General features: G+C 69.2%; 26 protein-coding genes. 7 read left to right on the forward strand and 19 right to left on the reverse strand.

Annotation, left to right across the window (positions count from 1 at the left end):
• Positions 1-33: 33 nt before the first annotated feature.
• Genes nrdE through ABD951_RS03795 form a run of 3 tightly spaced genes read right to left on the reverse strand, consistent with a single transcriptional unit; the run spans position 34 to position 2,894 of the window.
• Complete coding sequence (nrdE, locus tag ABD951_RS03785; protein WP_345342312.1) at positions 34-2,220, reverse strand: class 1b ribonucleoside-diphosphate reductase subunit alpha; 2,187 nt, start codon at positions 2,218-2,220, stop codon at positions 34-36.
• On the reverse strand, positions 2,178-2,636 hold the full coding sequence (gene nrdI / locus ABD951_RS03790; protein WP_345342314.1) for a class Ib ribonucleoside-diphosphate reductase assembly flavoprotein NrdI: 459 nt from the start codon (positions 2,634-2,636) through the stop codon (positions 2,178-2,180). The genes nrdE and nrdI overlap by 43 nt, the downstream gene beginning before the upstream one ends.
• A 24-nt stretch (positions 2,637-2,660) precedes the next feature.
• Positions 2,661-2,894 carry a redoxin NrdH gene (locus ABD951_RS03795; RefSeq protein ID WP_345342316.1) on the reverse strand — a complete coding sequence of 78 codons (234 nt, stop codon included), beginning with the start codon at positions 2,892-2,894 and terminating at the stop codon, positions 2,661-2,663.
• Positions 2,895-3,311: 417 nt separating this feature from the next.
• On the opposite strand from ABD951_RS03795, the gene ABD951_RS03800 reads away from it, so the two are divergent.
• Entirely contained in the window at positions 3,312-4,133 is an 822-nt protein-coding gene (locus ABD951_RS03800) for a siderophore-interacting protein (protein ID WP_345342318.1), read from the forward strand.
• Between the two features lie 18 nt (positions 4,134-4,151).
• Here ABD951_RS03800 and ABD951_RS03805 read toward each other — a convergent pair whose 3' ends face one another.
• The 4 genes from ABD951_RS03805 to ABD951_RS03820 form a co-directional block, all read right to left on the reverse strand.
• Entirely contained in the window at positions 4,152-4,748 is a 597-nt protein-coding gene (locus ABD951_RS03805; protein ID WP_345342320.1) for a CHAP domain-containing protein, read from the reverse strand.
• 73 nt (positions 4,749-4,821) lie between these two features.
• Positions 4,822-6,465: an MFS transporter gene (locus ABD951_RS03810; RefSeq protein ID WP_425569767.1), complete on the reverse strand. Its 1,644-nt coding sequence runs from the start codon at positions 6,463-6,465 to the stop codon at positions 4,822-4,824.
• A gap of 150 nt (positions 6,466-6,615) precedes the next feature.
• Positions 6,616-7,074 (reverse strand): MarR family winged helix-turn-helix transcriptional regulator, encoded by a 459-nt coding sequence (locus tag ABD951_RS03815; protein ID WP_345342324.1) that lies wholly within the window; start codon positions 7,072-7,074, stop codon positions 6,616-6,618.
• Positions 7,075-7,149: 75 nt separating this feature from the next.
• The gene (locus tag ABD951_RS03820) at positions 7,150-7,584 is read right to left on the reverse strand and encodes a MarR family winged helix-turn-helix transcriptional regulator (protein ID WP_345342326.1); all 435 of its coding nucleotides are present in this window, start codon (positions 7,582-7,584) and stop codon (positions 7,150-7,152) included.
• Positions 7,585-7,719: 135 nt separating this feature from the next.
• On the opposite strand from ABD951_RS03820, the gene ABD951_RS03825 reads away from it, so the two are divergent.
• Positions 7,720-9,201 carry a carboxylesterase/lipase family protein gene (locus ABD951_RS03825; RefSeq protein WP_345342328.1) on the forward strand — a complete coding sequence of 494 codons (1,482 nt, stop codon included), beginning with the start codon at positions 7,720-7,722 and terminating at the stop codon, positions 9,199-9,201.
• Between the two features lie 87 nt (positions 9,202-9,288).
• On the opposite strand, the gene ABD951_RS03830 is transcribed toward ABD951_RS03825, so the two are convergent.
• The 7 genes from ABD951_RS03830 to ABD951_RS03860 all read right to left on the reverse strand — a co-directional run bounded on the left by ABD951_RS03830 (position 9,289) and on the right by ABD951_RS03860 (position 16,027).
• Complete coding sequence (locus tag ABD951_RS03830) at positions 9,289-10,074, reverse strand: SDR family oxidoreductase (protein ID WP_345342330.1); 786 nt, start codon at positions 10,072-10,074, stop codon at positions 9,289-9,291.
• 85 nt (positions 10,075-10,159) lie between these two features.
• Positions 10,160-11,143 carry an NADPH:quinone oxidoreductase family protein gene (locus ABD951_RS03835; RefSeq protein WP_345342332.1) on the reverse strand — a complete coding sequence of 328 codons (984 nt, stop codon included), beginning with the start codon at positions 11,141-11,143 and terminating at the stop codon, positions 10,160-10,162.
• 47 nt (positions 11,144-11,190) lie between these two features.
• Positions 11,191-11,949: a 3-oxoacyl-ACP reductase FabG gene (gene fabG / locus ABD951_RS03840; RefSeq protein ID WP_345342334.1), complete on the reverse strand. Its 759-nt coding sequence runs from the start codon at positions 11,947-11,949 to the stop codon at positions 11,191-11,193.
• Between the two features lie 79 nt (positions 11,950-12,028).
• Positions 12,029-13,069 (reverse strand): phosphotransferase family protein, encoded by a 1,041-nt coding sequence (locus tag ABD951_RS03845; protein ID WP_345342336.1) that lies wholly within the window; start codon positions 13,067-13,069, stop codon positions 12,029-12,031.
• Positions 13,062-13,898 (reverse strand): SDR family oxidoreductase, encoded by an 837-nt coding sequence (locus ABD951_RS03850; protein WP_345342338.1) that lies wholly within the window; start codon positions 13,896-13,898, stop codon positions 13,062-13,064. The genes ABD951_RS03845 and ABD951_RS03850 overlap by 8 nt, the downstream gene beginning before the upstream one ends.
• Positions 13,899-13,903: 5 nt before the next feature.
• The gene (locus tag ABD951_RS03855; RefSeq protein WP_345342340.1) at positions 13,904-15,130 is read right to left on the reverse strand and encodes an acyl-CoA dehydrogenase family protein; all 1,227 of its coding nucleotides are present in this window, start codon (positions 15,128-15,130) and stop codon (positions 13,904-13,906) included.
• A 78-nt stretch (positions 15,131-15,208) separates the two neighbouring features.
• Positions 15,209-16,027, reverse strand: a complete 819-nt coding sequence (locus ABD951_RS03860; RefSeq protein ID WP_345342342.1) for an SDR family oxidoreductase — start codon at positions 16,025-16,027, stop codon at positions 15,209-15,211.
• A 201-nt stretch (positions 16,028-16,228) separates the two neighbouring features.
• Here ABD951_RS03860 and ABD951_RS03865 point away from each other — a divergent pair, with 201 nt between their 5' ends.
• Positions 16,229-16,705 carry a MaoC family dehydratase gene (locus ABD951_RS03865; RefSeq protein ID WP_345342344.1) on the forward strand — a complete coding sequence of 159 codons (477 nt, stop codon included), beginning with the start codon at positions 16,229-16,231 and terminating at the stop codon, positions 16,703-16,705.
• A 32-nt stretch (positions 16,706-16,737) separates the two neighbouring features.
• On the opposite strand, the gene ABD951_RS03870 is transcribed toward ABD951_RS03865, so the two are convergent.
• Positions 16,738-17,415, reverse strand: coding sequence for a TetR/AcrR family transcriptional regulator (locus ABD951_RS03870; protein WP_345342346.1), 678 nt, complete (start codon positions 17,413-17,415; stop codon positions 16,738-16,740).
• 128 nt (positions 17,416-17,543) lie between these two features.
• Between ABD951_RS03870 and ABD951_RS03875 the strand changes: the two genes are divergently transcribed.
• Both ABD951_RS03875 and ABD951_RS03880 read left to right on the forward strand, forming a co-directional pair.
• A complete protein-coding gene (locus ABD951_RS03875; protein ID WP_345342348.1) occupies positions 17,544-19,043 on the forward strand; it encodes an AMP-binding protein in 1,500 nt (499 codons plus the stop codon).
• Positions 19,040-20,050 (forward strand): NADP-dependent oxidoreductase, encoded by a 1,011-nt coding sequence (locus ABD951_RS03880; RefSeq protein ID WP_345342350.1) that lies wholly within the window; start codon positions 19,040-19,042, stop codon positions 20,048-20,050. The genes ABD951_RS03875 and ABD951_RS03880 overlap by 4 nt, the downstream gene beginning before the upstream one ends.
• Before the next feature lie 64 nt (positions 20,051-20,114).
• On the opposite strand, the gene ABD951_RS03885 is transcribed toward ABD951_RS03880, so the two are convergent.
• From ABD951_RS03885 to ABD951_RS03900, 4 genes are all read right to left on the reverse strand, one after another.
• The gene (locus ABD951_RS03885; protein WP_345342352.1) at positions 20,115-20,405 is read right to left on the reverse strand and encodes a putative quinol monooxygenase; all 291 of its coding nucleotides are present in this window, start codon (positions 20,403-20,405) and stop codon (positions 20,115-20,117) included.
• A 57-nt stretch (positions 20,406-20,462) separates the two neighbouring features.
• Positions 20,463-21,107 carry an HAD-IA family hydrolase gene (locus ABD951_RS03890; protein ID WP_345342354.1) on the reverse strand — a complete coding sequence of 215 codons (645 nt, stop codon included), beginning with the start codon at positions 21,105-21,107 and terminating at the stop codon, positions 20,463-20,465.
• Positions 21,108-21,218: 111 nt separating this feature from the next.
• Positions 21,219-21,905, reverse strand: a complete 687-nt coding sequence (locus tag ABD951_RS03895; RefSeq protein WP_345342356.1) for a TetR/AcrR family transcriptional regulator — start codon at positions 21,903-21,905, stop codon at positions 21,219-21,221.
• 119 nt (positions 21,906-22,024) lie between these two features.
• Positions 22,025-23,410 (reverse strand): MFS transporter, encoded by a 1,386-nt coding sequence (locus tag ABD951_RS03900; RefSeq protein ID WP_345342358.1) that lies wholly within the window; start codon positions 23,408-23,410, stop codon positions 22,025-22,027.
• 189 nt (positions 23,411-23,599) lie between these two features.
• On the opposite strand from ABD951_RS03900, the gene ABD951_RS03905 reads away from it, so the two are divergent.
• Together ABD951_RS03905 and ABD951_RS03910 are read left to right on the forward strand one after the other, a co-directional pair.
• On the forward strand, positions 23,600-24,250 hold the full coding sequence (locus tag ABD951_RS03905) for a TetR/AcrR family transcriptional regulator (RefSeq protein ID WP_345342360.1): 651 nt from the start codon (positions 23,600-23,602) through the stop codon (positions 24,248-24,250).
• A gap of 157 nt (positions 24,251-24,407) precedes the next feature.
• Complete coding sequence (locus ABD951_RS03910) at positions 24,408-25,043, forward strand: TetR/AcrR family transcriptional regulator (RefSeq protein WP_345342362.1); 636 nt, start codon at positions 24,408-24,410, stop codon at positions 25,041-25,043.
• Positions 25,044-25,059 lie beyond the last annotated feature (16 nt).

The following is a 25,059-nucleotide window of genomic DNA, read 5'->3' on the forward strand; positions in this document are numbered from 1 at the left end:
TCCTCACTCCGTTCGAACGATCGGCCACCGGCGTCACAGCATGCACGAGACGCAACCCTCGACCTCGGTGCCCTCCAGTGCCATCTGCCGCAGGCGGATGTAGTACAGGGTCTTGATGCCCTTGCGCCACGCGTAGATCTGCGCCCGGTTGACGTCGCGGGTGGTGACGGTGTCCTTGAAGAACAGCGTCAGCGACAGGCCCTGGTCCACGTGCTGGGTGGCCGCGGCGTAGGTGTCGATGATCTTCTCGTACCCGATCTCGTACGCGTCCTGGTAGTACTCCAGGTTGTCGTTGGTCAGGTAGGGCGCCGGGTAGTAGACGCGGCCGATCTTGCCTTCCTTGCGGATCTCGATCTTCGACGCCACCGGGTGGATGGAGCTGGTGGAGTGGTTGATGTACGAGATCGAGCCGGTCGGCGGGACGGCCTGCAGGTTCTGGTTGTAGATGCCGTGCTGCTGCACCGACGTCTTGAGCTCACGCCAGTCGTCCTGGGTCGGGATGTGCACGCCGGCCTCGGAGAACAGTGCACGCACCCGCTCGGTGGCCGGCTCCCACACCTGATCGGTGTACTTGTCGAAGTACTCACCCGAGGCGTACTTCGAGTCCGGGAATCCGGCGAAGTACGTGCCGCGCTCCTTCGCGATCTCGTTCGAGGCACGGATCGCGTGGAACACCACGGTGTAGAAGTACATGTTCGTGAAGTCGATGCCCTCCTCGGATCCGTAGTGGATCCGCTCGCGGGCGAGGTAGCCGTGCAGATTCATCTGCCCGAGACCGATCGCGTGGCCCTCGTCGTTGGCCTTCTTGATCGACGGCACCGAGTCGATGGAGGTCTGGTCGGCGACCGCGGTCAGCGCCCGGATGGAGACCTCGATGGTCTTCGCGAAGTCCGGCGAGTCCATCGCCTTCGCGATGTTCAGCGACCCGAGGTTGCAGGAGATGTCCTTGCCGATGTGGCTGTAGGACAGGTCGTCGTTGAACTCCGACGGCGTCGAGACCTGCAGGATCTCCGAGCACAGGTTCGAGTGGGTGATCTTGCCCTTGATCGGGTTGGCCCGGTTCACGGTGTCCTCGTACATGATGTACGGGTAGCCGGACTCGAACTGCAGCTCGGCGACGGTCTGGAAGAACTCGCGTGCCTTGATCTTCGACTTGCGGATCCGCTTGTCGTCGACCATCTCGTAGTACTTCTCGGTGACGTTGATGTCCGCGAACGGCACGCCGTAGATGCGTTCGACGTCGTACGGCGAGAAGAGGTACATGTCCTCGTTCTTCTTCGCCAGCTCGAACGTGATGTCCGGGATGACGACACCGAGGGACAGCGTCTTGATGCGGATCTTCTCGTCGGCGTTCTCGCGCTTGGTGTCGAGGAACCGGTAGATGTCCGGGTGGTGCGCGTGCAGGTACACCGCGCCGGCACCCTGACGGGCACCGAGCTGGTTGGCGTAGGAGAAGGAGTCCTCGAGCAGCTTCATGATCGGGATGACGCCGGAGGACTGGTTCTCGATCTTCTTGATCGGGGCACCGTGTTCGCGAACGTTGCTGAGCAGCAACGCGACTCCGCCGCCGCGCTTGGACAGCTGCAGCGCCGAGTTGATCGAGCGGCCGATGGACTCCATGTTGTCCTCGATGCGCAGCAGGAAGCACGACACGGGCTCGCCGCGCTGCTTCTTGCCGGAGTTGAGGAACGTCGGGGTGGCCGGCTGGAACCGGCCGGAGATGATCTCGTCGACCAGCTGCATCGCCAGGTGCTCGTCCCCGTCGGCGAGGGTCAGGGCGACCATGCAGACACGATCCTCGAAGCGCTCGAGGTACCGCTTGCCGTCGAACGTCTTGAGCGTGTACGAGGTGTAGTACTTGAACGCACCCAGAAAGGTCGGGAACCGGAACTTCTGCGCGTAGGCGTGGTCGATCAGGTCCTTGACGAAGTTGCGCGTGTACTTGTCGAGAACCTCACGCTCGTAGTAGTTCTCGCGGATGAGGTAGTCGAGCTTCTCGTCCAGGTTGTGGAAGAAGACGGTGTTCTGGTTGACGTGCTGCAGGAAGTACTGGTGCGCGGCCTCGCGGTCCTTGTCGAACTGGATCTCGCCGTTCGGACCGTACAGGTTCAGCATCGCGTTGAGCGCGTGGTAGTCCAGCTCCCCCGCCGACGCGTCGGGTCGTGCCGCAGCGCGCTCTACACTCCCAGCCGGGGCTGAATCTGTGATGGTCGGTGCCACTGTTCACTCTCCATGAATTGTTCGAGGCCCTCGCGCACGGCGACGACGTCCTCTGCTGTTCCCATGAGTTCGAAGCGGTACAGGTACGGGACCTGACACTTCCTAGAAATAATGTCTCCGGCAACGCAATACGACTCCCCGAAGTTCGTATTGCCGGCCGCGATGACGCCGCGGATCCGCGCACGGTTGTGCTCGTTGTTGAGAAACCGCACGACCTGGCGGGGGACGTAGTGGGTGTCCCGCCCGGTCACCGTCATCCCACCGCCGTAGGTGGGGACGATCAGGACGTACGGTTCCTCGACCGCGAACGTGCCGTCACGATCGTGCAGCGGGATCCGGGCGGCCGGGATCCCCAGCTTCTGCACGAAGCGGTGGGTGTTCTCCGACGCGCTGGAGAAGTAGACCAGCGAAGTCACAGCCGACCATCTCCACGGGATCGATCAGGCGGCGGACGTCGCGAGGGACTTGATGCGGTCCGGACGGAAGCCCGCCCAGTGCTCGTCACCGGCCACCACCACGGGCGCCTGCAGGTACCCCAGCGCCATCACGTAGTCGCGGGCCTCCGAGTCCTCGGTGATGTCCACCACGGTGTACTCGATCCCGGCCTTGTCGAGCGCCCGGTAGGTCGCATTGCACTGAACGCACGCCGGCTTGGTGTAGACGGTGATGCTCATGTAAGTCCCTCTCTCCCCTGGCTTACGAGATGGTCAGTGACGATGACGCGGTACTGCGCTGACTCGAATACTGCGGCGAGCCGGATGCTGCGGCGAGCCGGTACTGCAGACGCGATGAAAGACCCCCGAGAGCGGACCGCGGCACAATTTCGTGACGCCATCTCACCCGCTGGAGCAGTCCCACGGCCTGCATTTCTCGACCGTTCCGGCACTGCCCTCTCGGTGTCTCTGACACTACACCTAGTGGCCGACATATCCACATAGCGCGAGATGTTGTGAACCACATTCGTGAAATTCCCAGGTCGTAAGGCCCACCCGGAGGCGTGTCGCGTCTCGCTCCGGCGTGTCGCGCGTCACACTTCCGGCGGACCGCACCGGAAGTCGCGCCGATGTGCACGGCCCCCCTAGGGTGAGGTGGTGCCGAGCCCCGACGAACCCCACCTGAGCGCCGAGGTCCGCGCCGTCACCGCGTTGACCCCCAGCCTGCGCCGGGTCCGGTTCGGCGGCCCGGATCTGGCCGGGTTCGCCACCAGCGGCGACCCGGACGAGCGCCTGCTGATCGATTTCGGCGACGGCCACCGGCGCAGCTACACGGTGCGGGCCTGGCATCCGCACGAGCAGACCGTCGACGTCGACTTCGCGGTGCACGCCGGCGGTGCCGCCGCCGAGTGGGCCCGTGCCGCCACACCCGGATCGCCGGTGCGGCTGTCCCAGCCGAAGGGCTGGTTCCGACCGCCCGCGGACGCGCGCACCCTGCTGCTGTTCGCGGACCTGACCGGGCTGCCCGCCGCGGGCCGCATCGTCGAGTCGCTGCCCGCAGGCACCGCCGCCCACGTCGTCGCCGAGGTCCCGGGCGCCGCCGACGAGCAGCGCTGGTCCGCGACCGCGGACGTCACGGTGACGTGGCTGCACGGCACCGGCAACGGCTCGACGCCGAGCGCCCTGCCGGACGCGCTCGCCGCCCGCACCCGCAACGAGCGCCCCGACTACCTGTGGTTCGGCGGCGAGACCGGTGCGTCCCGCACGATCCGCACCCACCTGCGCCGCGCCCTCGGCTGGCCCGCCGACCGCTACCACGTGATGGGCTACTGGCAGGCCGGCCGGGAACGCTGGCTCGCCCGCTACGCCGAGATCGAGACGCAGATCGAGGAGCTCACGATGCGCGAGCTGGCGTCCGGCAAGTCCCTCGACGAGGTGCGCGACGCCGTCGACGACGCGCTCACCCGGGCCGGACTGTAGGAGCGGGCCGGTCGGCCGTCAGGAGTCGAGCCTGCCGAACCCGACGACCGCGGAATCGTTCGCCCAGTCGACCGTGTGTACGCGGATGCGGCCGAGTTCGTTGCCGCCGACGGTGGTCGCGGTGCCATCGTCGACCGCCACGACGACGTTGGTGTGTTGACCGACCCAGCTCGAGTTGTCGTAGAGGACGACGTCGCCGGCAACGGGTCGGTACCCGCTGCCGACGGGCTCGAATCGGCCCTCGGACCGGTAGTACTCCTCGAGGGTGTACACCCCGGGGATGCGCCAGTGCCCGGAGTTCGGGTTCGACAACGGCCGGCCCGCCTCCCGCATGATCCAGCTGACGAAGTCCGCGCACCACGGCTCCCGGACTCCCTCGGAGTAGAAGGTGCCCGGGCGCTGCGCGTCGTGTTCGGCTTCGAGCAGGTCGACGATCCGTGCCTGGTCGGAGGTGAGCGCGGCGCGGTCGACGTCGGGGAACGACGCGGTGTCCCACGGCAGGTACCGGCTCGGCAGCGACCACAGCACCCCGCCGACGAGGGCGGCGAGCACGGCGAGGCCGGCGGCGGTCCACCCCAGGACGCGCCGTCGCCTGCCGGTCGTCGAAGCGGTCATCGGACCACGGTAGCCGGAACACGACGGTGGGGTCCGCCCGGAACCCGGGCGGACCCCACGGCCTCGCGGTCGCTCAGCTCCTGGCGTGCCTGCCTGCGGAACCGTCGTACGCGGCCCGGTCCTCGAGCTCGTCGATCTCCGAGATCAGCTCGCTGTCGGCACCGCCGACGGACAGGACGTCGGCGGCGGCCTGCGCGGCCCGCTCGGCCTCGAGCTGCTCGATGCCGCTGTGGGTCCGGAGCGCGACCTCCTTCAGGAAGGCGATCGCGACCAGGCTCAGCATCGCGAGGACGCCGGAGATCAGGAACACCCGTGCGGTGGCGTCACCGTAGGCGGCGCGCACGATGGTCGAGATCGACTCGGGCAGGTCCTTGAGGTTCGACAGCCCGGCACCGGAGCCGCCGGCCTCGCTCAGGTCCACGCCGGCCGCGACGAGCCCCTTCGTGATCAGGTCGGAGACGTGCGTGGACAGCACCGCGCCGAGCACCGAGACACCGGCGGCGCCGCCGAGCGACCGGAAGAAGGCGACGGTCGCGCTGGCCGAACCGAGATCCGTCGGTGCGACGTTGTTCTGCACCGGCAGCACGAGGTTCTGCATCGTCATGCCCATGCCTGCGCCGAGGACGAACAGGTAGACGCCGATCAGCACCATGTTGGTGTCGTGGTCGGTGGTCGAGAGCAGGAGGAAGCCCGCGGACATGCCGATCGCGCCGCCGATCAGGTAGCGCTTCCACTTGCCGTACTTGGTGATCAGCGCCCCGGACACGGTGGCCGAGAGCATCGATCCGATCACCATCGGCAGCGTCAGCAAACCCGCCGCGGTCGGCGAGTAGCCACGCGCGATCTGGAAGTACTGGCCCAGGAACACCGCGCCGCCGAACATCGCGACACCGACGGCGATGCTCGCGAGGGTGGCCAGCGTCATCGTGCGGTCGCGGAACAGCCGCAGCGGGACCACCGGATCCTTGGCCCGGGTCTCGGCGAACACCGCGAGACCCAGGAGCACGACACCGACCGCGACGAGCTCGTAGGAGGTCGCGGACCCCCACGCGAAGTTCTTGCCGGCCAGGGTGACCCAGATCAGGAGCACGCTGACGCCGGCGGCGATCAGGGTGGCACCCGCGTAGTCGATCTTCACGTCCCGCTTGACGACCGGCAGGTTCAGGGTGCGGCCGATGACGACGAGCGCTATCACGGCGAGCGGTGCGCCGACGAAGAAGCACCACCGCCATCCGAGCCAGCTGGTGTCGACGATGAGGCCACCGAGCAGCGGACCGGCGACGGTCGCGACGGACATGACCGCGGCCATCGGCCCCTGGTAGCGGCCACGCTCACGCGGGCTGAACATCGCGGCGATGATGATGATGCCGAGGGCCTGCAGGCCGCCGAGGCCGAGGCCCTGGACGACGCGGAACCCGATCAGCATCGGGACGCTGGTCGACAGGCCGGCGAGCACGGAGCCGAGGGTGAACAGCAGCAGCGACAGCTGGATCAGGAGCTTCTTGCTGACGAGGTCGGCGAACTTGCCCCAGATCGGGGTGGTCGCGGTGGACGCCAGCAGGGTCGCCGTGACGACCCACGTGTACTGGTCCTGGGTGCCGTGCAGTTCCGTGATGATCGTCGGAAGGGCGTTCGAGACGATCGTCGACGACAGGAACGCCACGAACATGCCGAGCAGGAGGCCGACGAGCGCCTCGATGCGCTGCTTGTGGGTCATCCCACCCGACAACGCCTCTTCTGTGGCTGGTGGACTGTCCGGGGACACGGACGAACTCATGCTCACTCCTCTTGGGTACGAGTCACGCGCACTCACGAACGCGGAATCAAGAACGCCGCCGACGAACGTCGGCCGCGATGTGGACGCGGATCAGTGCGCGCGGGTCACCTGGTTCGGTTCCGTCCCGACGACGCCGCGCAGCCTGTCGAGGCGAGCCGTCAGGTCCTCCACCTCGTCGTCGGTCCAGTCGGCCATCATCGACAGGGCCCACTGAAGCTGCGCCTCGCGATGCACCCGCAGGGCCTCGACTCCGGCCTCCGACAGCGAGAGCAGCGTGGCCCGCCCGTCGAGCGGATCAGGGGTGCGCACGACGTAGCCGAGCGACTCCGCGTGGGCGACCTGCCTGCTGAGCGCGGACTGCGTCACCCGCAGGTCCTCGGCCACCATGCTCGGTCGATGCCCCTCCACACAGGCGATGTGGGACAGCAGCGCCCCCAACGGGGGCGGCAGCGTGCCGAGGTGCGGACTGCGGGCCGAGAACGAGCGCGCCTGCCGGACCAGCCCGCGCAACGACTCGATCAGATTCGATGCGGATTCCGGACTGACCATCTCACCCTCCATTAGTTGATGCTTGCAACCATAAACGATTTGATTGCATGCTGCAACTATCTAACGGTGTGACCGTCACCCCACCTCGTCGCCGAGCCTGCGCAGCAACGCCGACAGCGTCCGCAGGTCGGCCGGGTCCCACAGCGCCAGCCGCTCCCGCCAGCGCGCCACGTGTTCGTCACGCTGCGCGGTCAACCGGGCCCGACCGTCCGTGGTCAGCTCCACGAGCTTCGCCCGCGCGTCACACGGGTCCGGAATCCGCCGCACCAACCCGAGCCGGGTCAGCGCGTCGATCTGCCGGGTCAGCGTGGACTTCTCCACCCCCAACTCCGCGATCAGCGTCGCCATCCGCACCGCGTCGTCCTGTCGGGTGAGCAGCATCAGCAGCGGATAGCACGCCGGGTCCAGTTTCGGGTCGATCTCGTGCGCCCTGGCCCGGGTGCTGATGCTGCCGCGACGCCACATGTCCACCAGCTCGGCCTCGAGCTCCCCGATCGGATCCGGTCCCACCTCGCAGCATTCCTTCCTCACCCGTCGACGCACACCCGACGCGCAGGGCGGACGCGCCGAGCGGTTCCGTCGACGCCCCCACCGATGCAAGATGGTGCACGACCCTCTGTACTACACGAGCCTCGGGAGGCTGGCGTGGATCCACTGGTCGCGATCGCCCACGGCACGGTTCTCGGCGCCGAGCACGACGGCGTGCTGTCCTTCAAGGGCATCCCCTATGCGGCGCCGCCGGTCGGCGAGCACCGTTTCGCCGCCCCGGCTCCCCCGACGCACTGGGACTGGGTGCGTCATGCGTCCCGGTTCGGGCACACCGCACCGAAACCGCCCTACCCAACGCCGATCGCCCACCTGCTCGCCGAACCGGACCACCCCGGTGACGACTTCCTGAACCTGAACGTGTGGACCCCCAGCCTCGACGGCCGCGCGCCCGTCCTGGTCTGGATCCACGGCGGCGCCTTCGCCAACGGGTCCGGCGCGGTCGACACCTACGACGGCGCCGCGTTCGCGCGCGACGGGATCGTCTGCGTGACGTTCAACTACCGGCTGGGCGCCGAGGGCTTCCTGCTGATCGACGGGGCGCCGGCCAACCGCGGCCTGCTCGACCAGGTTGCCGCCCTGCGCTGGGTGCGCGAGAACATCGGGTGCTTCGGCGGCGACCCCGACCGGGTGACCATCGCCGGCGAGTCCGCGGGCGCGATGAGCGTGACGACGCTGCTGTCGATGCCGGCCACCGAAGGCCTGTTCGGGCGGGTGATCGCGCAGAGCGGTGCCGGACACCACGTGATGACGAGCGGGACCGCGAAGAAGGTGACGGCCGCACTCGCCGACCATCTCGGGGTGCCCCCGACGGTGGCGGGGTTCGCGTCGGTGTCGCCGCCGGATCTGGTCGCCGCCCAGGCGGAGCTGTCGGGACGGATCGCGCGCGAACCGGATCCGGTCGCGTGGGGCGAGATCGCCGCGGACTCGATGGCCTTCGAGCCGTGCGTGGACGGAGACGTGCTCACCACCCGGCCGATCGACGCCCTCACCGCAGGCACCCGCACCGGGGTGGACGTGCTGATCGGAACGAACTCCGACGAGTTCACGCTGTTCCTGATGCCGAGCGGCGTCGCCGACGCGGTACCGGTGGAGGCACTGGTTCTGACCGCGACCGCACTCGGGCTCGACCCGGACGCCGCCCTCGCCGCGTATCACGCGGACCGTCCCGGATCGACCCCGGGCGAGGTGCTCGCCGCGATCCTGCGCGACCGCACCTTCTGGATTCCCGCGATCCGCGTGGCCGAGGCCCGCTCGGCCCACGACGCGGACACCCACGTCTACGAATTCACCTGGCGGACACCGCTCGTCAACGACCGCCTCGGCGCCACGCACGCCCTCGAGCTCGGGTTCGTGTTCGACACCCTGGGCAAGCCGGGCACCGGACTGCTGGCCGGACCGAACCCGCCTCAGGAACTCGCCGACGAGATGCACCGGGCCTGGGTCGAATTCGTGCGCAGCGGCGACCCGGGCTGGCCCGCCTACGGCGCCGACCGCACGGTCCGGATGTTCGGCGGCGACGCCGAGCACATCGCCGACCCGCGCGCCGACCTGCGCGAACTGTGGGACGGGATCCGATAGCCAGGCGCACCCGGTGTCGCCGACCCGAACCACCGAGGGCGGGTCCGCGCCGCGAACCCGCCCTCGGTGCCGTGCTCTCGGTCGAACTCAGCGGGTGCCGCTGATGCCGCCGTCCACCGGGATCACGGTGCCGGTCAGGTAGGAACCCGCCCGCGACGACAGGAAGATCGCCGTGCCCGCGATGTCCTGCTCGGTGCCGACCCGGCCGAGCGGGACGTTGCCCTCCACCGCCGACTTCAGCTCGGGGTCGTCGAGGGCGAAGGCCATCATCTTCGTCGGGAACGGTCCCGGCGCAACGGCATTGACGGTGATGTACTCCCCCGCCAGCGTCGCGGCCAGCTTGCGGGTCAGCATGTGCACCGCCGCCTTCGACGCCCCGTACGAGAAGTTGTCGGTGTCCGAGACCACCAGCCCGTCGATCGACCCGACGTTGATCACCCGTGCCGGGTCGTCGACGGTCGCCGCCGCCCGCAGCTGCGGCAACAGCCGCTGCGTCAGCAGGAACACCGACTTGACGTTGACGTTCATGATCTTGTCGAACCCGGAGGCCGGGAACTCGTCGACCGGTGCACCCCAGGTGGCGCCGGCGTTGTTGACCAGCACGTCCACCCGGTCGAACGTCCCGGCCACGAACCCGGCGAGGTCCGCGACACCCTCCTCGGTGCTCAGGTCCGCCGGGTGCGCGACCACGTCGCCGAACCCGGACAGTTCCGCGGCCGCGGACTCGCAGGCGTCGGGCTTGCGGGACGAGATGATCACCCGCGCACCGGCTTCGGCGAAGCCCTTCGCGATCATCATCCCGATGCCGCGGGTGCCGCCGGTGACGACGACGTTCTTGCCCGCGACGTCGAACAGGCCGGCTGCTTCACTCATGGACACTCCCTTTCGTGTGTGTGGTGCGCGTCCGGGCTCCGATCGACCCCGAACGCGCACCACAGCGGCACCGCCGCACGGTCGGTCAGGGCTGGAAGACCAGACGCCCCACGGTGCTTCCGTCACCGAGCCGACCGACGCCGTCGGCCACGTCGGCCAGTGCCCGACGTTCACCGATCAGCGGCCGCAGCAGGCCCGCGTCCGCGAGCCTGGTCAGCTCGGTGTGACACTCGTCGATCACCGCCGGGTTCTGCGACTGGTACAGGCCCCAGTGCAACCCGACGATCGAGTAGTTCTTGATCAGTGCGTGGTTGAGCGCGGGCTGCGGGATCGTGCCGCCGGCGAAACCGATCACCACGATCCGGCCCTCGAAGGCGATGCACTTCGTGGACCCGTTGTAGGCATCGCCCCCGACCGGGTCGAACACGATGTCGGCGCCGTGGCCGCCGGTGAACTCCTTGACGATCGAGACGAAGTCCTCGCTGCGGCGGTCGATCACCAGATCCGCGCCCAGCTCCTTGGCGTACGCGGCCTTCTCCGGCCCACCGACCACCCCGATCACCGTGGCACCGGCGGCCTTGCCGAGCTGGACGGCCGCGCTGCCCACACCGCCGGCCGCGGCGTGCACGAGCAGGACGTCCCCCGTGACGATCTGCGTGCGCCGATGCAGCGCGAACCACGCGGTCTGGTAGCCGATGGTCAGCGCCGCCGCCTCGGCGTCGTCGAGCGACGTCGGCGCCGGGAACACCCGGTCCTGGTCCATCACCGTGTACTCCGCGAACGAGCCGTCGGGCAGCCCCGACGTGCCGACCACCCGATCCCCGACCACGGCACGTGTCACACCGGCGCCGACGGCGACGACCTCACCGCACAGCTCGACACCGGGCGTGAACGGCAGTGGCGGCTTGATCTGGTACTCGCCGCGGCACAACAGCACGTCCGGGAAGTTGGCCGGAGCGGCCAGCACCTTCACCAGGACCTGGCCGGCCCCGGCGGCGAGTTCGGGGACGTCCTCGAGCTTCAGGACGTCCCGCGGCTCGCCGAGTTCGTTGACGCGCCATGCCTTCATGATCGTTCTCCTGACCTGTGAGATGGACGACTACCTCGCGACGACGGTCAGTCGCGAGGCCCGCCCGCAACGTAGATGACCTGGCCGGACACGAATCCGGCACCCTCACTCGCCAAGAACGACGCCGTGTTCGCGATGTCCTCCGGCTGGCCGACGCGGGCCACCGGGATCTGCGCCGCGGCGGCCTTCTTCATGTCCTCGAAGTCGACACCCATCCGCGCCGCGGTCGCGACCGTCATCTCCGTCTCGATGAACCCGGGCGCGATCGCGTTGGCGGTGACGCCGTAGCGACCCAGCTCGATCGCCAGGGTCTTCGTGAAGCCCTGCACGCCGGCCTTGGCAGCCGAGTAGTTCGTCTGACCACGGTTCCCGAGCGCCGACACGCTCGACAGGTTCACGATCCGCCCGAACTTCGCCTCCACCATGTACTTCTGGGTCGCACGCGTCATCAGGAACGCGCCACGCAGATGCACGTTCATCACCGAGTCCCAGTCCTCGACCGTCATCTTGAACAGCATGTTGTCCCGAGTGATGCCGGCGTTGTTGACCAGCACGGTCGGGGCGCCCAGCTCGGTCGCGACGCGCTCCACCGCCGCCTCGACCGACGCCTCGTCGGCGACATTCGCGCCGACGGCCAGCGCCGAGCCACCCGCGGCCTCGATCGCGTCGACGGTCGCGACACACGCCGACTCGTCGAGGTCGACGACCGCCACGGCGTAACCGTCGGCGGCCAACTTCTTCGCGATGCCGGCACCGATGCCGCGCGCTCCACCGGTGACGATGGCGGTCCTGCGTTCCTGAGTCATGCGAATTCTCTTTCCGTGCTGGAGTTGCGTGGGTGTGGTCGCGATTCGGTCGTGTCAGATGCCTACGGCATCCGTTACATCAGATGCCTGCGGCATCGGCGATCTCGCGGGCCTTGTGGACGAGCGCGTCGATGCGCTCGACGGTCGGGGTGCCTGCCGCCGCCTTGTTCGCGGGGGTGTCCATCGCCCGGCGCATCACGCCCTCGGCGATGATCGACACCTTCCACAGGCCGAGGGTGTGCCAGAACTTCAGGGCCTGCGGATCCCGGCCGGTCGCATCCAGGTAGACCTGGGCGAGTTCGGCCCGGTTCGGGAAGCCCTCGAGGGTCGAAGCCGGGAAGTCCCCCCCGGTGCGCTCACCCGGCTCGGGCCAGTAGGCGAGCATGGACCCCATGTCCGCCAACGGATCTCCCAGAGTGGACAGCTCCCAGTCCAGCGCACCGATGACCTCGCCGGTGTCCCGCGAGACGATGACGTTGCGCAGGTGGAAGTCGCCGTGCACGAGCGAGAGCTCGGTCTGTTCGGGGACCGCGGCCACCAGTCGTCGGGTCAGGTCGTCGAGCTCGGGCAGTTCCCGCGTCTTGGACTGCTCCCACTGTCCGGCCCAGCGCTTGAGCTGGCGCTGGGCGTACGGCTTGTGACTCGCCAGGTCCGACAGTCCCACCTCCTCGATGTCGACGGCGTGGATCTTCGCCAGGGTGCGCGGCAGGGACATCGCGATCTCCCGCCGCCGCTGCGGCGTCAGCGACTCGGCGATGTCCATCCTGTCGACGACCTGGCCGTCGATGAACTCCATCAGCACCAGCGGCACGTCGGAGATCGCGGGATCCTGTGCGACACCGAAGATCCGCGGCGCAGGCACGTCGGTGTCGGCGAGCGCCGACATGATCCGCGCCTCACGCGCGACGTCGTGCGCCGACGCGAGCAGGTGACCGAGCGGGGGCCGGCGCAGCACCCAGCGCCGGCCCGCCTCGTCCCGCACCAGGTAGGTGAGATTGGACTGTCCGAGACCGATCCGCTCGAAGCCGAGCCGGCCGGCGACCTCGATGCCGAGGTCGCCGAACCAGCGGGTGACCGCGGCCGGATCGATGCCGACGACGTCCTGCAGTGCCTCAGACACCGAGCGACGCTCCGATCCGGAAGGGCGCCGCGTCGCCGAGACGCTGGCCGCCGTCGACGACCATCGTCTCGCCGGTGATCCACGATGCCGCGTCCGAGGCGAGGAACGCGATCGCGGCGGCGACGTCGTCCGGCTCACCGATGCGAGCCAGTGCGGTGGACGCCGCGACCCGCTCCTCGTGGTCCTTCCACAACGCCTCGGCCAGCTTCGTCCGCACCACGCCGGGCGCGACCGAGTTGACCCGGACCGCCGGCGACAGCTCGAGCGCGAGCTGCTTGGTCAGGTAGATCAGCGCCGCCTTCGACACGTTGTACATCCCGATGTTGGCTTCGTGGCCGAGTCCGCCGATCGACGCGGTGTTGACCACGGATCCGCCGTGCTCCCCCATCCACGCCTCGACGGCGAGGCGGGTCCACAGCAACGGAGCCCACAGGTTCACGTCCATGGTCTTCGCGAATCGGCCGTGGTCCTGGGCGATCATCGGACCGTACGACGGGTTGGTGCCTGCATTGTTGACGAGGATGTCGACGCTGCCGAACGTGTCGAGCGTCCGCTCGATGCAGTGCCGAGCCTGGTCCTCCTCCACCGCGTGGGCCCCGACACCGATCGCGGTGCCGGTGACATGCGCGCCCCCTCCGGCGCCGCCGGTGATCTGCGCGGCGGCCGCATCGGCCGCATCCTGCTTGCGGGAGGTGAGGACCACGTTGGCGCCGGCGGTGGCGAGCGCCCGTGCGGCCGCGAGTCCGATGCCGCGGGACGCGCCGGTGACGATCGCGGTCTTGCCGGTCAGGTCGGCTGCCCCGAAACCCGGCGGAGTGGGAGTGGTCATGGGGATCAGTGGCCTTCCGGTCGCAGGTCGCGGTACTGCCGCAGCTCGCGGCGGGCGATGGCACGCTTGTGCACCTCGTCCGGGCCGTCGGCCAGGCGCAGGGTGCGCAGGTGCGCGTACGCCATCGCGAGGGGGAAGTCGTCGGTGACACCGGCACCGCCGTGCACCTGGATCGCGCGGTCGACGATCTTCAGCGCGATCGTCGGGGCCGCGACCTTGATCGCCGCGATCTCGGTCTGCGCCTCCTTGTTGCCGACCGTGTCCATCAGGTGGGCGGCCTTGAGGGTGAGCAGTCGGATCATCTCGATGTCGATGCGCGCCTCGGCAATCCAGTCCTGGATGTTGGCGTTGTCGGCGACCGGCTTGCCGAAGGTCACCCGGGACTGGGCACGCTTGCACATCAGTTCCAGCGCGCGCTCGGCCTGGCCGATCGCCCGCATGCAGTGGTGGATGCGGCCGGGGCCGAGCCGGGCCTGGCTGATCGCGAAACCCTCGCCCTCGCCCTTGAGCACGTCCTTCGCCGGGACCCGCACGTCCTTGAAGTCGATCTCGGCGTGCCCCTCGCGGTCCTGGTAGCCGAACACCGGCAGACCGCGCATCACGGTGACGCCGGGCGCATCGATCGGCACGACCATCATCGACTGCTGCCGGTGCGTCGGCGCCGTCGGATCGGTCTTGCCCATCACGATCATGACCTTGCAGTTCTTGTGCAACGCGTTGGACGCGAACCACTTCCGGCCGTTGAGGACGTACTCGTCACCGTCGCGGACCATCGACAGTTCGACATTGGTGGCGTCGGAGCTGGCGACCCGCGGCTCGGTCATCACGAACGCCGACGCCATGGTGCCGTCGAGCAGCGGCTTCAGGTACTTCTCCCGGTGCTCCTCGGTGCCGAAGAGTTCGAAGACCTCCATGTTGCCGGTGTCGGGGGCGTTGCAGTTGCACGCCTCCGACCCGAGGTGGCTGCGGCCCATGATCTCCGCGAGCGGCGCGTACTCGAGGTTGGTCAGGCCGGCGCCGGTGCCGGGGTGCGGGTGAAAGAGATTCCACAGGCCCCGCTTCTTGGCCTCGGCCTTGAGCTCCTCCAGGACCGGCGGCTGGAAGTGCGGATCACCGGACGCACGCATCTGCTCCTCGTACACGGCCTCCGCCGGGTACACGTGCGAGTCCATGAAGTCCAGCAGCTCCTTCTGCAACTGCTGGGCACGGTCGGACATGTCGAACAGGGACATGAGAACTCCTGTCGGGTAGGGAGGGAAAATTCGGGGTGCGACGCTCGGCGGCGCGGGTCTCGGGAACGAGAGTGCCCATCACTCCTGCTCCAGCAGCTTCGCCTGGTAACGACGCATGCCCCGCAGCCACCGGTCGTAGTCGGCGCCCTTGCGCCGGTACATGTCCAGCACCTGCGGATGCGGCAGGATCAGGAACCGTTCGTCCTCGACCGCCGCGAGGACGTCGGCGGCGACCTGCGCCGGCTCGAGCACCTCCCCGGCGGACGTGACGGCCTTCGCGGCGGCCGCGCCGAGCCCGTCGCCTTCGGACTCGTCCGGAAACAGCAGCTTCGTGTTCACGCCCTGCGGGCACAGGCAGCTGACCCGCACGCCCCGGTCGCCGTAGGTGACGCCGAGCCACTCCGCGAACCCGACCGCGGCATGCTTGGTGACCGCGTAGGTGGCAGAGCCGATCTGGGTGAGCAGGCCGGCCGCGGAGGCGGTGCTGACGAAGTAGCCCTCACCGCGCTCGACCCACCCCGGGACGAGCTGCTGCGCGGCCCGGATGTGGGCGCGCAGATTCACGTCGATCGACCGATCCCAGGCGGTCTCGTCGGCCTCGAGTCCGGGCGCGCCGGTGATGCCTGCGTTCGCGAAGTACATGTCGACGGGGCCGAACTCCTTCTCCGCCAACGCGATCAGACCACGAATCGCGTCGGCGTCGGCGACGTCCGCGCCCACCGCCGCCGCGCTCGCGGGATGGTCCGCGTTGATCTTGCCCGCGACGGTCTGCGCCGCCGCCGCGTCGAGGTCCGCGACGACGACGCGGGCGCCGCCCTCGGCGAGGGCGCGCGCGATCGCACCGCCGATACCCGCGCCGCCTCCGGTGACGATGGCGACCTTGCCTGCAACCTTCACTGACGAGCCCCGCTTTCGCGTCGATGATGCGTGGTGTCCGCTGACGCCGGACCGCCCGCGCGGTGCCGTCTGCGCGAAACGTGATCCAGCTCTCGTCACCATGTATAGTTGAATCCGGCGTCATATTCAACCTCTCGTGCGGCCCGGCGCCACCGGCCGCACCGCGCCACCCACGTTGACCTGCGAATCACAGGGAGAATCATGGACACGACCACCCTTCCCGTCCGCCCGACCACGGCCGCCGACCTGGCCGAACTCGTCGGCAAGGAACTCGGCCCGACCGAGTGGTACGAGGTCACCCAGGAGCGCGTCAACGTGTTCGCGGACGCCACCGACGACCACCAGTGGATCCACATCGACGTCGAGAAGGCGGCCGCCAGCCCGCTCGGCGGCACCATCGCGCACGGCCTGTTCAGCCTCTCGCTCGGCCCGCACCTGTCGGGCCAGGTCCTCGCCTTCGACGGGTTCACCCACGGCCTCAACTACGGCTACAACAAGGTCCGGTTCCCCGCCCCGGTGCCGGTCGGCTCACGAATCCGCATGCGCGTCACCGTCGTCGCGGCCGAGGAGGTCGCGGGCGGCATCCAGGTCACGACCAGCCAGGTGATCGAGCGCGAGGGCTCGGACAAGCCGGTCATGGTCGCGGAGTCACTGGCCCGCGTCGTCGCCGCGTCCTGACGCACGATTCCCCGGCCGCCACTGATTCGGGCTCAGCGGTGGCCGGGGAACCGCAACGCGTTGGCCCACAGCCGGGTGACGGTGAACACCAGCTCGTCGAGGTCGTGCTCCCGGCCGTCGCCGTCGACCTCCCCCGACACGAACACCCCGTAGGCGAGGCGGCTGACCATCCCGGACAGCGCCCGCGACGCGGTCATCGGATCGACGTCGGGGTCGACGATCGACCGGGCCTGCAGGTCGGCGATTCCACGGGCGTTACGGGCGATGAACGCCTCGGCACGATCGGTCCGGAACCGACGGAACTCGGGGTCGACGTGGGCGACCTGTTCCATCAGCCCCATCAGCTTCGCGTTGCGTCGATAGGCGGTCAGGTAGGCCCGGTTGCTCGCCTCGAGCACGGCACAGGGGTCGTCCGCATCGCGAACGCGGCCCATCCCCGGGTGCATCATGTCCTGCTGCGCCTCGTCGAGGACAGCGGCGAAGATCTCCTCCTTGTTGGAGAAGTAGGTGTAGAAGGTGCCGGTCGCGCAGCCGGCCTCCCGGGCGATGTCCGTCAGGCGCGCGTCGAGGTAGCCGTCCCGCTCGAACACCACCCGCGCGGCGGCCACCAGCGCCGCCCGGGTCCGGATGCCCCGCGAGGTGGCGGGCGGTTCGCGTCGCGGCGCCGCCGGCTGCTCACCGCGGTCACCGACAGGCAGAGTGGGCTTCACCTCCACGGTTATACATGAACCTGGCGTCATGTTTGACAGCTTTCGGGCAACAAATCGATATTGACGCCGATTTCAAGTTATGGTCGAGTGAGACGCACGCCACAGGTCCTCGATCCGGAAGGCCCCCCATGCCCAACCTGCTCGACCCGATCACCCGCCATGCCACGGCCTCCGACGACGCCGTCGCCCTCCGCACCGACAGCGGCCCGTGGACGTATGCGGAACTGCGAGGCGCGAGCCTGCGCTATGCGGGCGCGCTGCGCGACGCCGGGATCGCGGCCGGTGACCGCGTCCTCCTCGCCGCCCCCTCCGTCCCCGAGTTCGTCGTGGCGTACATGGGAATTCAGGCACTCGGCGCTGTCGTCGTGACCGTGAACACGATGTCCACCGTCGCCGAGATCGAGTACTACCTCACCGATTCCGGCGCCCGGCTCGCGATCGGCTGGCACGGACTCGGCCCCGCCGTCGCCGACGCCGCGGCCACCGCGGGCGTCCCGGCCTGGAGTCTCGAGCCCGGCGCTCGCGTGGCCACCGCCCCGGTCGACGCCGCCCGGGACCGCCCGGCCGGCGACACCGCCGCGATCCTCTACACCTCCGGGACCACCGGGAAGCCGAAGGGCGCCCAGCTCACCGTCGGCAACCTGCTGGCCGCCGGCGAGATCGCGTCCACCGTCAGCCACGGATCGGCCGCCGACCGCACCGGCACCGGCCTGCCGCTGTTCCACGTGTTCGGCCAGGCGTCGGTGATGATGTCCACGTTCACCAGCGGCGGCTCGCTGTCCCTGCTCGGCAGGTTCACCCCGGACGGCATGCTCGACATCCTGCGGCGCGACGACCTGACGATCATGGTCGGTGTGCCGACGATGTGGAACGCGATGTTGCATGCCGCCGGCGGCGCCGACGGCGCGGACTTCTCCCACCTGCGGGTCGCCGTCTCCGGCGGCGCCTCGCTGCCCGGCGAGATCGCCCGCGCCTTCGAGGCGAAGTTCGGCTGCACCATTCTCGAGGGCTACGGACTGACCGAGACCACCGCCCTCGGCACGTTCAACGACGTCGACCGTGGCGGCAAGATCGGCTCCACCGGCGGCGTGGTGCCGCGACTCGAAGTCCAGGTCCGCGACGCCGACGGCGACCCCTGCCCGGCCGGCGTCGTCGGCGAGGTGTTCATCAAGGGCGACACCGTGATGACGGGGTACTGGAACCGGCCCGACGCGACGGCCGCGGTCCTCGACTCCGACGGCTGGTTCCGCACCGGCGACCTCGGCGAGTTCGACGACGACCACGACCTGCGCATCGTCGACCGACTCAAGGACCTGATCATTCGCGGCGGCTACAACGTCTACCCCGGTGAGGTCGAGGAGGTGCTCTACCGGCACCCCGACATCGTCGAGGCCGCGGTCGTCGGTGTCCCCGACGACCACTACGGCGAGGAGGTCGCGGCGGTGGTCGCGCGACGGCCCGGATCCGACCTCACCGAGGACGAGGTCACCGCCTGGAGCCGGGAGAAACTGTCCGCCTACAAGATTCCACGCATCGTGCGGTTCGTCGACCAGCTCCCCAAGGGGTCGACCGGCAAGATCCTCAAACGCGACATCGACCGCGACCAGTTGCGCAGGACGTCCGCATGAGCGCCAACAGGCAGGTGCGGCTGGCCCGTCGCCCGGTCGGCCGACCCGACGAGAGCACCTGGTCGATCACGACCGAACCGATCCCCGAACCGGGCGACGGCGAGTTCACCGTGCGGGTCGAGTACCTCTCGCTCGATCCCGCGATGCGGGGCTGGCTGAACGACGTCCGGTCCTACGTGCCGCCGGTCGGGATCGGCGAGGTGATGCGCGCGCACGCGGTCGGCCGCGTGCACGCGTCGAACAACGACCGGTTCCCGGTGGGCGCCGCCGTCTCCGGTCTCTTCGGCGCCTGCGAGTACGCGGTGTCCGACGGGACCGACGCGACCGTGATCGACACGGACCTCGCCCCCGGGCCGACGTGGCTCGGCGCGCTCGGCTTCCCGGGCATGACCGCGTACTTCGGCCTGACCGACGTCGGACGGATGAAACCCGGAGACACCGTGCTGATCTCGGGGGCGGCCGGCGCGGTCGGCAGCATCGCCGGACAGATCGCCACGCTGTCCGGCTGCCGGGTGATCGGCATCGCGGGCGGCCCGGAGAAGTGCGCCTGGCTGACCGACGAACTCGGCTTCGACGTGGCGATCGACCACCGGGCCGGCACGATCGGGCGGGCGCTGCACGCCGTCGCCCCGCACGGTGTCGACGTCTACTTCGACAACGTCGGCGGCGACATCCTCAACTCCGCGCTCGCCGCGCTGCGCACCCACGCACGAGTCGTGCTGTGCGGAGCCATCTCCGGCTACAACGCCACCGATCCGCAGCCCGGTCCGTCGCGGTACCTGTCGCTGCTGGTGAACCGGGCCTCGATGGCCGGGTTCATCGTCTTCGACTACGCCGACCGCTTCCCCGAGGCGCACGCCGCCCTGTCGAACTGGATTCGGCGCGGCGACCTCGTCGCCCGCGAACAGGTGGAGACCGGCGGCATCGAGGCGTTCGGCCGCACCCTGAACATGCTGTTCGACGGCGCGAACACCGGCAAGCTCGTCCTGCGCGTCGCCGAGGACTGACCGCACGCGAGAAGGGCAGGCCCCGACCGGAGAACCGGTCGGGGCCCGCCCTTCTCGTCGCGGATCAGAGCGCGTCGAGCAACTCGATCTTCGGCTCTCCCGCGAGCAGCGGCAGCATCGCCTGGAACGCGGCCTGGAAGTAGTCGGAGCCGGCGTGCACCTTCATCGCGTCGCCGTCCCGATACAGCTCCATGAACGTGTAGACGTTCGGATCGGTCTTCGACCGGACCAGCTGGTAGAGCAGGTTGGCGCCCTCCTCGTTGGCCCGCACCTTGGCGACGAGGTCGGCGGCCAGGGACTCGAACTCCGCCCCGTTGCCCTCCTTGACGGTCATCACGGCGAGGACAGCGATCATCGGTTCACTCCTGTCGGTTTCGGCACTGTGGCGACCGCCACAGCGGATGCGGTGATGTTACGGGTGAACCGGGAAACCGAACCGGTCGGCCAGCTGCCGGGCGGTGTCGCCCCCGTCGGTGTGCAGCACACCGGCGATGCCGAGCCGGGCCGCACCGTCGAGGTTCTGTTGCAGGTCGTCGACCATGACGGCCTGCTCGGGAGCGACACCGAGTCGCTCGCACGCGATCCGGTAGATCTCCCGGGACGGCTTCCGGACGCCGACCTCGGAGGAGACGACCACCACGTCGGCGAGCGCGTCGAGGTCGAACCCGGCGTAGGTGTCGCGGCCGAACGCGTTGGACACCAACGCGACCGGGATCCCGGCGGCCCGCAGCCGGCCGAGCAGCGCGACCGTCGCGTCGTCGCGGCGCAGGCCGGCCTGCATCCGCCCGGACAGCCCCTCCGGGTCGACGTCCGCGCCGTGGGCCCGGAGCCGCCCGGCGAACCCCTCGTCGAACGCGGCGGCGTCGATGCGACCCGACTCGTGGTCCGACAGCAGTCGGCGGGAGGCCTCGTCCCTGGCGAGCAGGGTCAGCGGCAGGTCGGGGTCGCCGAGGGTGGCGCCGAACTCGCGGAACGCGGCGAGCACGCTGGTCGTCACGACTCCCCCGAAGTCGACCAGCACCGCGGTTCGTCCGGTCTCCACCGCTGTCGAAGTCATTGCGCATCACCCGTTCTCGTTCGTGGTGATCCCCATTACACCCCAGACTTGAAGTCGACGTCAATATCGAAGGAATCGGGGCCGGCGGCGGGGTCCTGCGGACGGGGTGGGTCAGCCGGGGATGCGCAGCGCGTTGACCCACAACCGGGTCGCGGTCCGGGTGAGTTCGTCGAGGTCGACGTTCCGCTCCTCGGGCAATCCGTCCCGGGTCACGAAGTAGCCGAAGGCGAGCCTGCTGATCATCCCCGACAACGCACGCGAGGCGAGCAGCGGATCGAGTTCCGTGTCCGCCAGACCCCGCGCCTGCAGGGACTCGATGCTGCGGGCGTTGCGCAGCACGAAGGCGTCCGCACGCCGCTGCCGCAACCGCCGGAACTCCGGGTCGATGCTCGCGACCTGCTCGAGCAGACCCATCAGCCGGGCATTGCGCTTGTAGGCCTCGAAGTACGCGCGATTGCTGGCCGCGACGATCGCGGCCGGGTCGGCGTCGGCCTCGACGTGCGGCATGCCGGGGTGCAGCATGTCCTCCTGCGCGAGTTCGAGCACCGCTGCGAAGATCTGCTCCTTGCTGGAGAAGTAGGTGTAGAAGGTGCCTGCCGAGCACTTGGCCTCTTTGGTGATGTCGATCAGCCGGGTGTCGAGGTACCCCGAACGCTCGAACACCGTGCGGGCGGCGGCAATCAGGGCCGAGCGGGTGCGCAGCCCCCGTTCGGTGGAGGGCAGCTCACGAAGCAGGGCGGAGTTCGCCATCGACGGCAGTTCGTCCTCGTGTTCACCCGGGGCGTCAGATCGTGACATGGACACAGTTATAGCAACGCGGCGACCAGGCCCGATTCATCCACCTGCCGACACGCGCGGGTGCCCGCCACGCGGCACGCGCGGCGGGCACCCGGTGCGACCAGGCGATCAGGCTCCGGTCACCCGACGAGCTGCGCACCCGGAACGGCCGTCGGATCGTTGCGCACCTCGGCGGGGTTCGTCTCGCGCAGCTTCCAGGCGGAGCAGAACGTGACGAGACCCATCAGGGCGACGAACACGGCGACCAGGGTCGTGGTCCCGGTCTTCGCGATCAGCGCCGTCATGATGAACGGGGTGCCGCCACTGACGGTGATCGCCGCGAGCTGGTAGGCCAGCGACGCACCCGAGTACCGGACGTTCGGTGCGAACAGTTCGCCCATGTACGCGGCGATCGGGCCGTAGGTCATCGACTGGAAGATGCTGCCGACGGTGACCGCGATGAAGAACAGCACCAGGTTGGCGGTCCCCACGAGCCAGAAGTACGGGAACGCCCACGCCACGATCGCGGCGCCACCGACGAGGATCATCGGCCGCCGGCCGATGCGGTCGGACGCCCAGCCCGACAGCGCCACCACCGGCACCGAGACGAGGCAGCTGAGCATCGAGATGGTGAGCAGGTCGTTGCGGTTCATGTGGAGTTCGGCGGTCGCGTAGCTCAGGACACCGGCGATCGAGATGTAGAACAGCGCGTTCGTGGCCGCGAGCAGACCACAGCCGAGCAGGATGGTCCGCCAGTGCTCCCGGAGGGCCTGCACCAGCGGCGCCTGCGCGACCACCTCCGTGCCGGCCGCCGCCCGCTCCTCGAGTTCCTTGAACTCGGGGCTGTCCTCCACCTTGGTCTGGATGTAGAGCACGACCGGGAACAGCAGTGCGCTCGCGAAGAACGGGATCCGCCACCCCCACGAGAGGAACGCCTCGTTGGAGATCGCGGCGGTGGCGCCGAGGAAGACGAGGTTGCCGAGCAGGACCCCGAACGACACGCCCATCTGCCCGAACGTGCCGGCGAAACCGCGCTTCTTCGGGCTCGCCGACTCGGTCAGCAACAGCACGATGCCGCCCCATTGGCCGCCGCACGCCAGACCCTGCACGAACCGGAGCACGACCAGCAGGATCGGCGCCGCGACACCGATCGACGACGCGCTGGGCAGGCAGCCGATCAGGAAGGTCGCGAGGCCCATCAGGAGCAGGCAGACGACGACCGCGGGCTTGCGGCCGTACTTGTCGCCGTAGTGTCCGGCGATCAGCCCACCGAGAGGACGGGCAACGAACCCGGCCCAGAAGGTGCTGAACGACAGCAGCGTCGCCGCCAGCGCCGAGGAGTCGGGGAAGAACACGTGCGGAAACACCAGTGCCGCAGCGGTTCCGTAGAGAAAGAAGTCGTACCACTCGATCGAGCTGCCGATCAGGCCTGCGGCCAGCAACTTGCGGTGAGCGCGCGTGCCCCCCGTCGGCTCCGAGGCTCCGCCGGACCGCTGCCGGCCGGCCGCCACTGCGGGTGTGGTCATCCATCACTCCTCGAGAAGGTCCACTCGTGCTCTGGACACACGGTCAAAACTTGACACCAACTTCAGGTCAGTGAGCGCTCGCTTACTATGGTTCAACCGCGGTGTGATGTCAATCACGGTCACGAGCACTCGGCGACGAACGCCACCGACCGGCGGCACCGCGCGCAACGACAGGAAGGCGGACCCTCCGTGACGGACACGGCCGAACGCGACCACGACGACGTCGCCGGCGACGACCCCCTCGATCGGGACGGCCCGCCGACCGGAACGGGCCTCGACCGACTCCTGCGCGCCGCGCTGGAACTGTTCTCCGACAAGGGATTCGAGGCCACCCGCACCCGGGACATCTCGGCACGTGCCGGGCTGAGTCCGGCCGCGCTGTACGTGCACTTCGCGTCCAAGGAGGAAGTGCTCCACCACCTGGTGCGCACGACCAACGAGTCCACGCTGCGGGCGCTGCGCGACGCGGTCGAGCCGTACGACGACCCGATCTCCCGGCTACGGGCGTTCGTGACCGAGTTCAGCCTGATGCACGCGCGCGGCTATCAGCACGCCCGCGTCGCCCAGTACGAGAGCCGGCATCTGCTCCCCGAACACGCCGAGATCATCGCGCGGACGCGACTGCAGATCCGCGAGGCCGCCCGCGCCGAGGTGCAGCGCGGCATCGACGCCGGCGTGTTCACCATCGCGGAGCCGCGGGTGGCGGTGCTCGCGATCATGTCGCTGTCGATCGACATCTGCCGCTGGTACCGCCCGGACGGGGCGGTGCCCGCGGCCGACCTCGCCGACATCAACTCCGGCCTGATCCTGCAGATCCTGCGCGCCCCCGGCCACCGATAGGCCCGCCGGCCTCGTCCGGCGACGAGAGGCCGCCGCGATACCTGACACTGCCTATCTAGTTGACAGTAACTGTCATATAAGTAGATACTTCCATCAGCGGGCCGGCGGGCACAGCACACCGCGCCCGCGACACGCGCACGGGATCGGGAGGTCTGGAATGTCATTGCGGGAGCGGCAGCGAGCACTGGTGCGGGCGGAGATCCAACGCGCCGCCTTCGCCCTGTTCGCCCGAGACGGGTTCGACGCGGTGACGACCGAGCAGATCGCCGCCGAGGCCGGCATCTCGCCGAGCACCTACTTCCGGCACGTCCGGAGCAAGGAGGACCTGCTGCTCGATCCGGTGCGCGAGGGCGGCGCGGGAATCGTCGCGCTGCTCGAGGATCGCCCCGCCGACGAAGCGGCGGATGTCGCTCTCGCGCAGTCGATCCTGACGCGTTCCAACACCTTCGCCGGGGCGGAGGTCGAGCAGTGGCGGGCGGCGTTCCGGACCGCTCCGCACCTGCTGGATCGGGTCGCACTGATCACGCCGGAGCACCGGGAACGACTGGTCGATCTCGTCGCCCAGCGAATGGCGCGTGATCCCGAGACGGACAGCAACCCCGGTCTGCTGGTGCACCTGATGCTCGCCGCCGCCGAGTTCGGCTACCTGCGCTGGCTGCGCGAATCACGCAACCGGGGCGCGTCCCTACCCGTCTGCGTCGAGGGAGCGCTCGCCGCGGTCCAGGGCGAGCGGTGGAGCACCGGCCCCGACACCCGGCGGGGGCGGAGGGCAACCCGCGAGACGACAGCGTGACTGACAACGAACGGAC

The organism is Rhodococcus olei (assembly GCF_039540555.1).
In the GTDB taxonomy this organism is placed as follows: domain Bacteria; phylum Actinomycetota; class Actinomycetes; order Mycobacteriales; family Mycobacteriaceae; genus Rhodococcus_G; species Rhodococcus_G olei.

Excerpts from the sequence above, each read along its gene's own strand:
- ABD951_RS03855 (WP_345342340.1), bottom strand. The coding sequence starts at position 15,130 with ATGTCCCTGTTCGACATGTCCGACCGTGCCCAGCAGTTGCAGAAGGAG.
- ABD951_RS03850 (WP_345342338.1), bottom strand. The coding sequence starts at position 13,898 with ATGACCACTCCCACTCCGCCGGGTTTCGGGGCAGCCGACCTGACCGGC.
- ABD951_RS03885 (WP_345342352.1), bottom strand. The coding sequence starts at position 20,405 with ATGATCGCTGTCCTCGCCGTGATGACCGTCAAGGAGGGCAACGGGGCG.
- ABD951_RS03795 (WP_345342316.1), bottom strand. The coding sequence starts at position 2,894 with ATGAGCATCACCGTCTACACCAAGCCGGCGTGCGTTCAGTGCAATGCG.
- ABD951_RS03815 (WP_345342324.1), bottom strand. The coding sequence starts at position 7,074 with ATGGTCAGTCCGGAATCCGCATCGAATCTGATCGAGTCGTTGCGCGGG.
- ABD951_RS03830 (WP_345342330.1), bottom strand. The coding sequence starts at position 10,074 with ATGAGTGAAGCAGCCGGCCTGTTCGACGTCGCGGGCAAGAACGTCGTC.
- ABD951_RS03880 (WP_345342350.1), top strand. The coding sequence starts at position 19,040 with ATGAGCGCCAACAGGCAGGTGCGGCTGGCCCGTCGCCCGGTCGGCCGA.
- ABD951_RS03890 (WP_345342354.1), bottom strand. The coding sequence starts at position 21,107 with ATGACTTCGACAGCGGTGGAGACCGGACGAACCGCGGTGCTGGTCGAC.
- ABD951_RS03875 (WP_345342348.1), top strand. The coding sequence starts at position 17,544 with ATGCCCAACCTGCTCGACCCGATCACCCGCCATGCCACGGCCTCCGAC.
- ABD951_RS03835 (WP_345342332.1), bottom strand. The coding sequence starts at position 11,143 with ATGAAGGCATGGCGCGTCAACGAACTCGGCGAGCCGCGGGACGTCCTG.
- ABD951_RS03805 (WP_345342320.1), bottom strand. The coding sequence starts at position 4,748 with ATGACCGCTTCGACGACCGGCAGGCGACGGCGCGTCCTGGGGTGGACC.
- ABD951_RS03910 (WP_345342362.1), top strand. The coding sequence starts at position 24,408 with ATGTCATTGCGGGAGCGGCAGCGAGCACTGGTGCGGGCGGAGATCCAA.
- fabG (WP_345342334.1), bottom strand. The coding sequence starts at position 11,949 with ATGACTCAGGAACGCAGGACCGCCATCGTCACCGGTGGAGCGCGCGGC.
- ABD951_RS03900 (WP_345342358.1), bottom strand. The coding sequence starts at position 23,410 with ATGACCACACCCGCAGTGGCGGCCGGCCGGCAGCGGTCCGGCGGAGCC.
- ABD951_RS03810 (WP_425569767.1), bottom strand. The coding sequence starts at position 6,465 with ATGACCCACAAGCAGCGCATCGAGGCGCTCGTCGGCCTCCTGCTCGGC.
- ABD951_RS03895 (WP_345342356.1), bottom strand. The coding sequence starts at position 21,905 with ATGTCACGATCTGACGCCCCGGGTGAACACGAGGACGAACTGCCGTCG.
- ABD951_RS03865 (WP_345342344.1), top strand. The coding sequence starts at position 16,229 with ATGGACACGACCACCCTTCCCGTCCGCCCGACCACGGCCGCCGACCTG.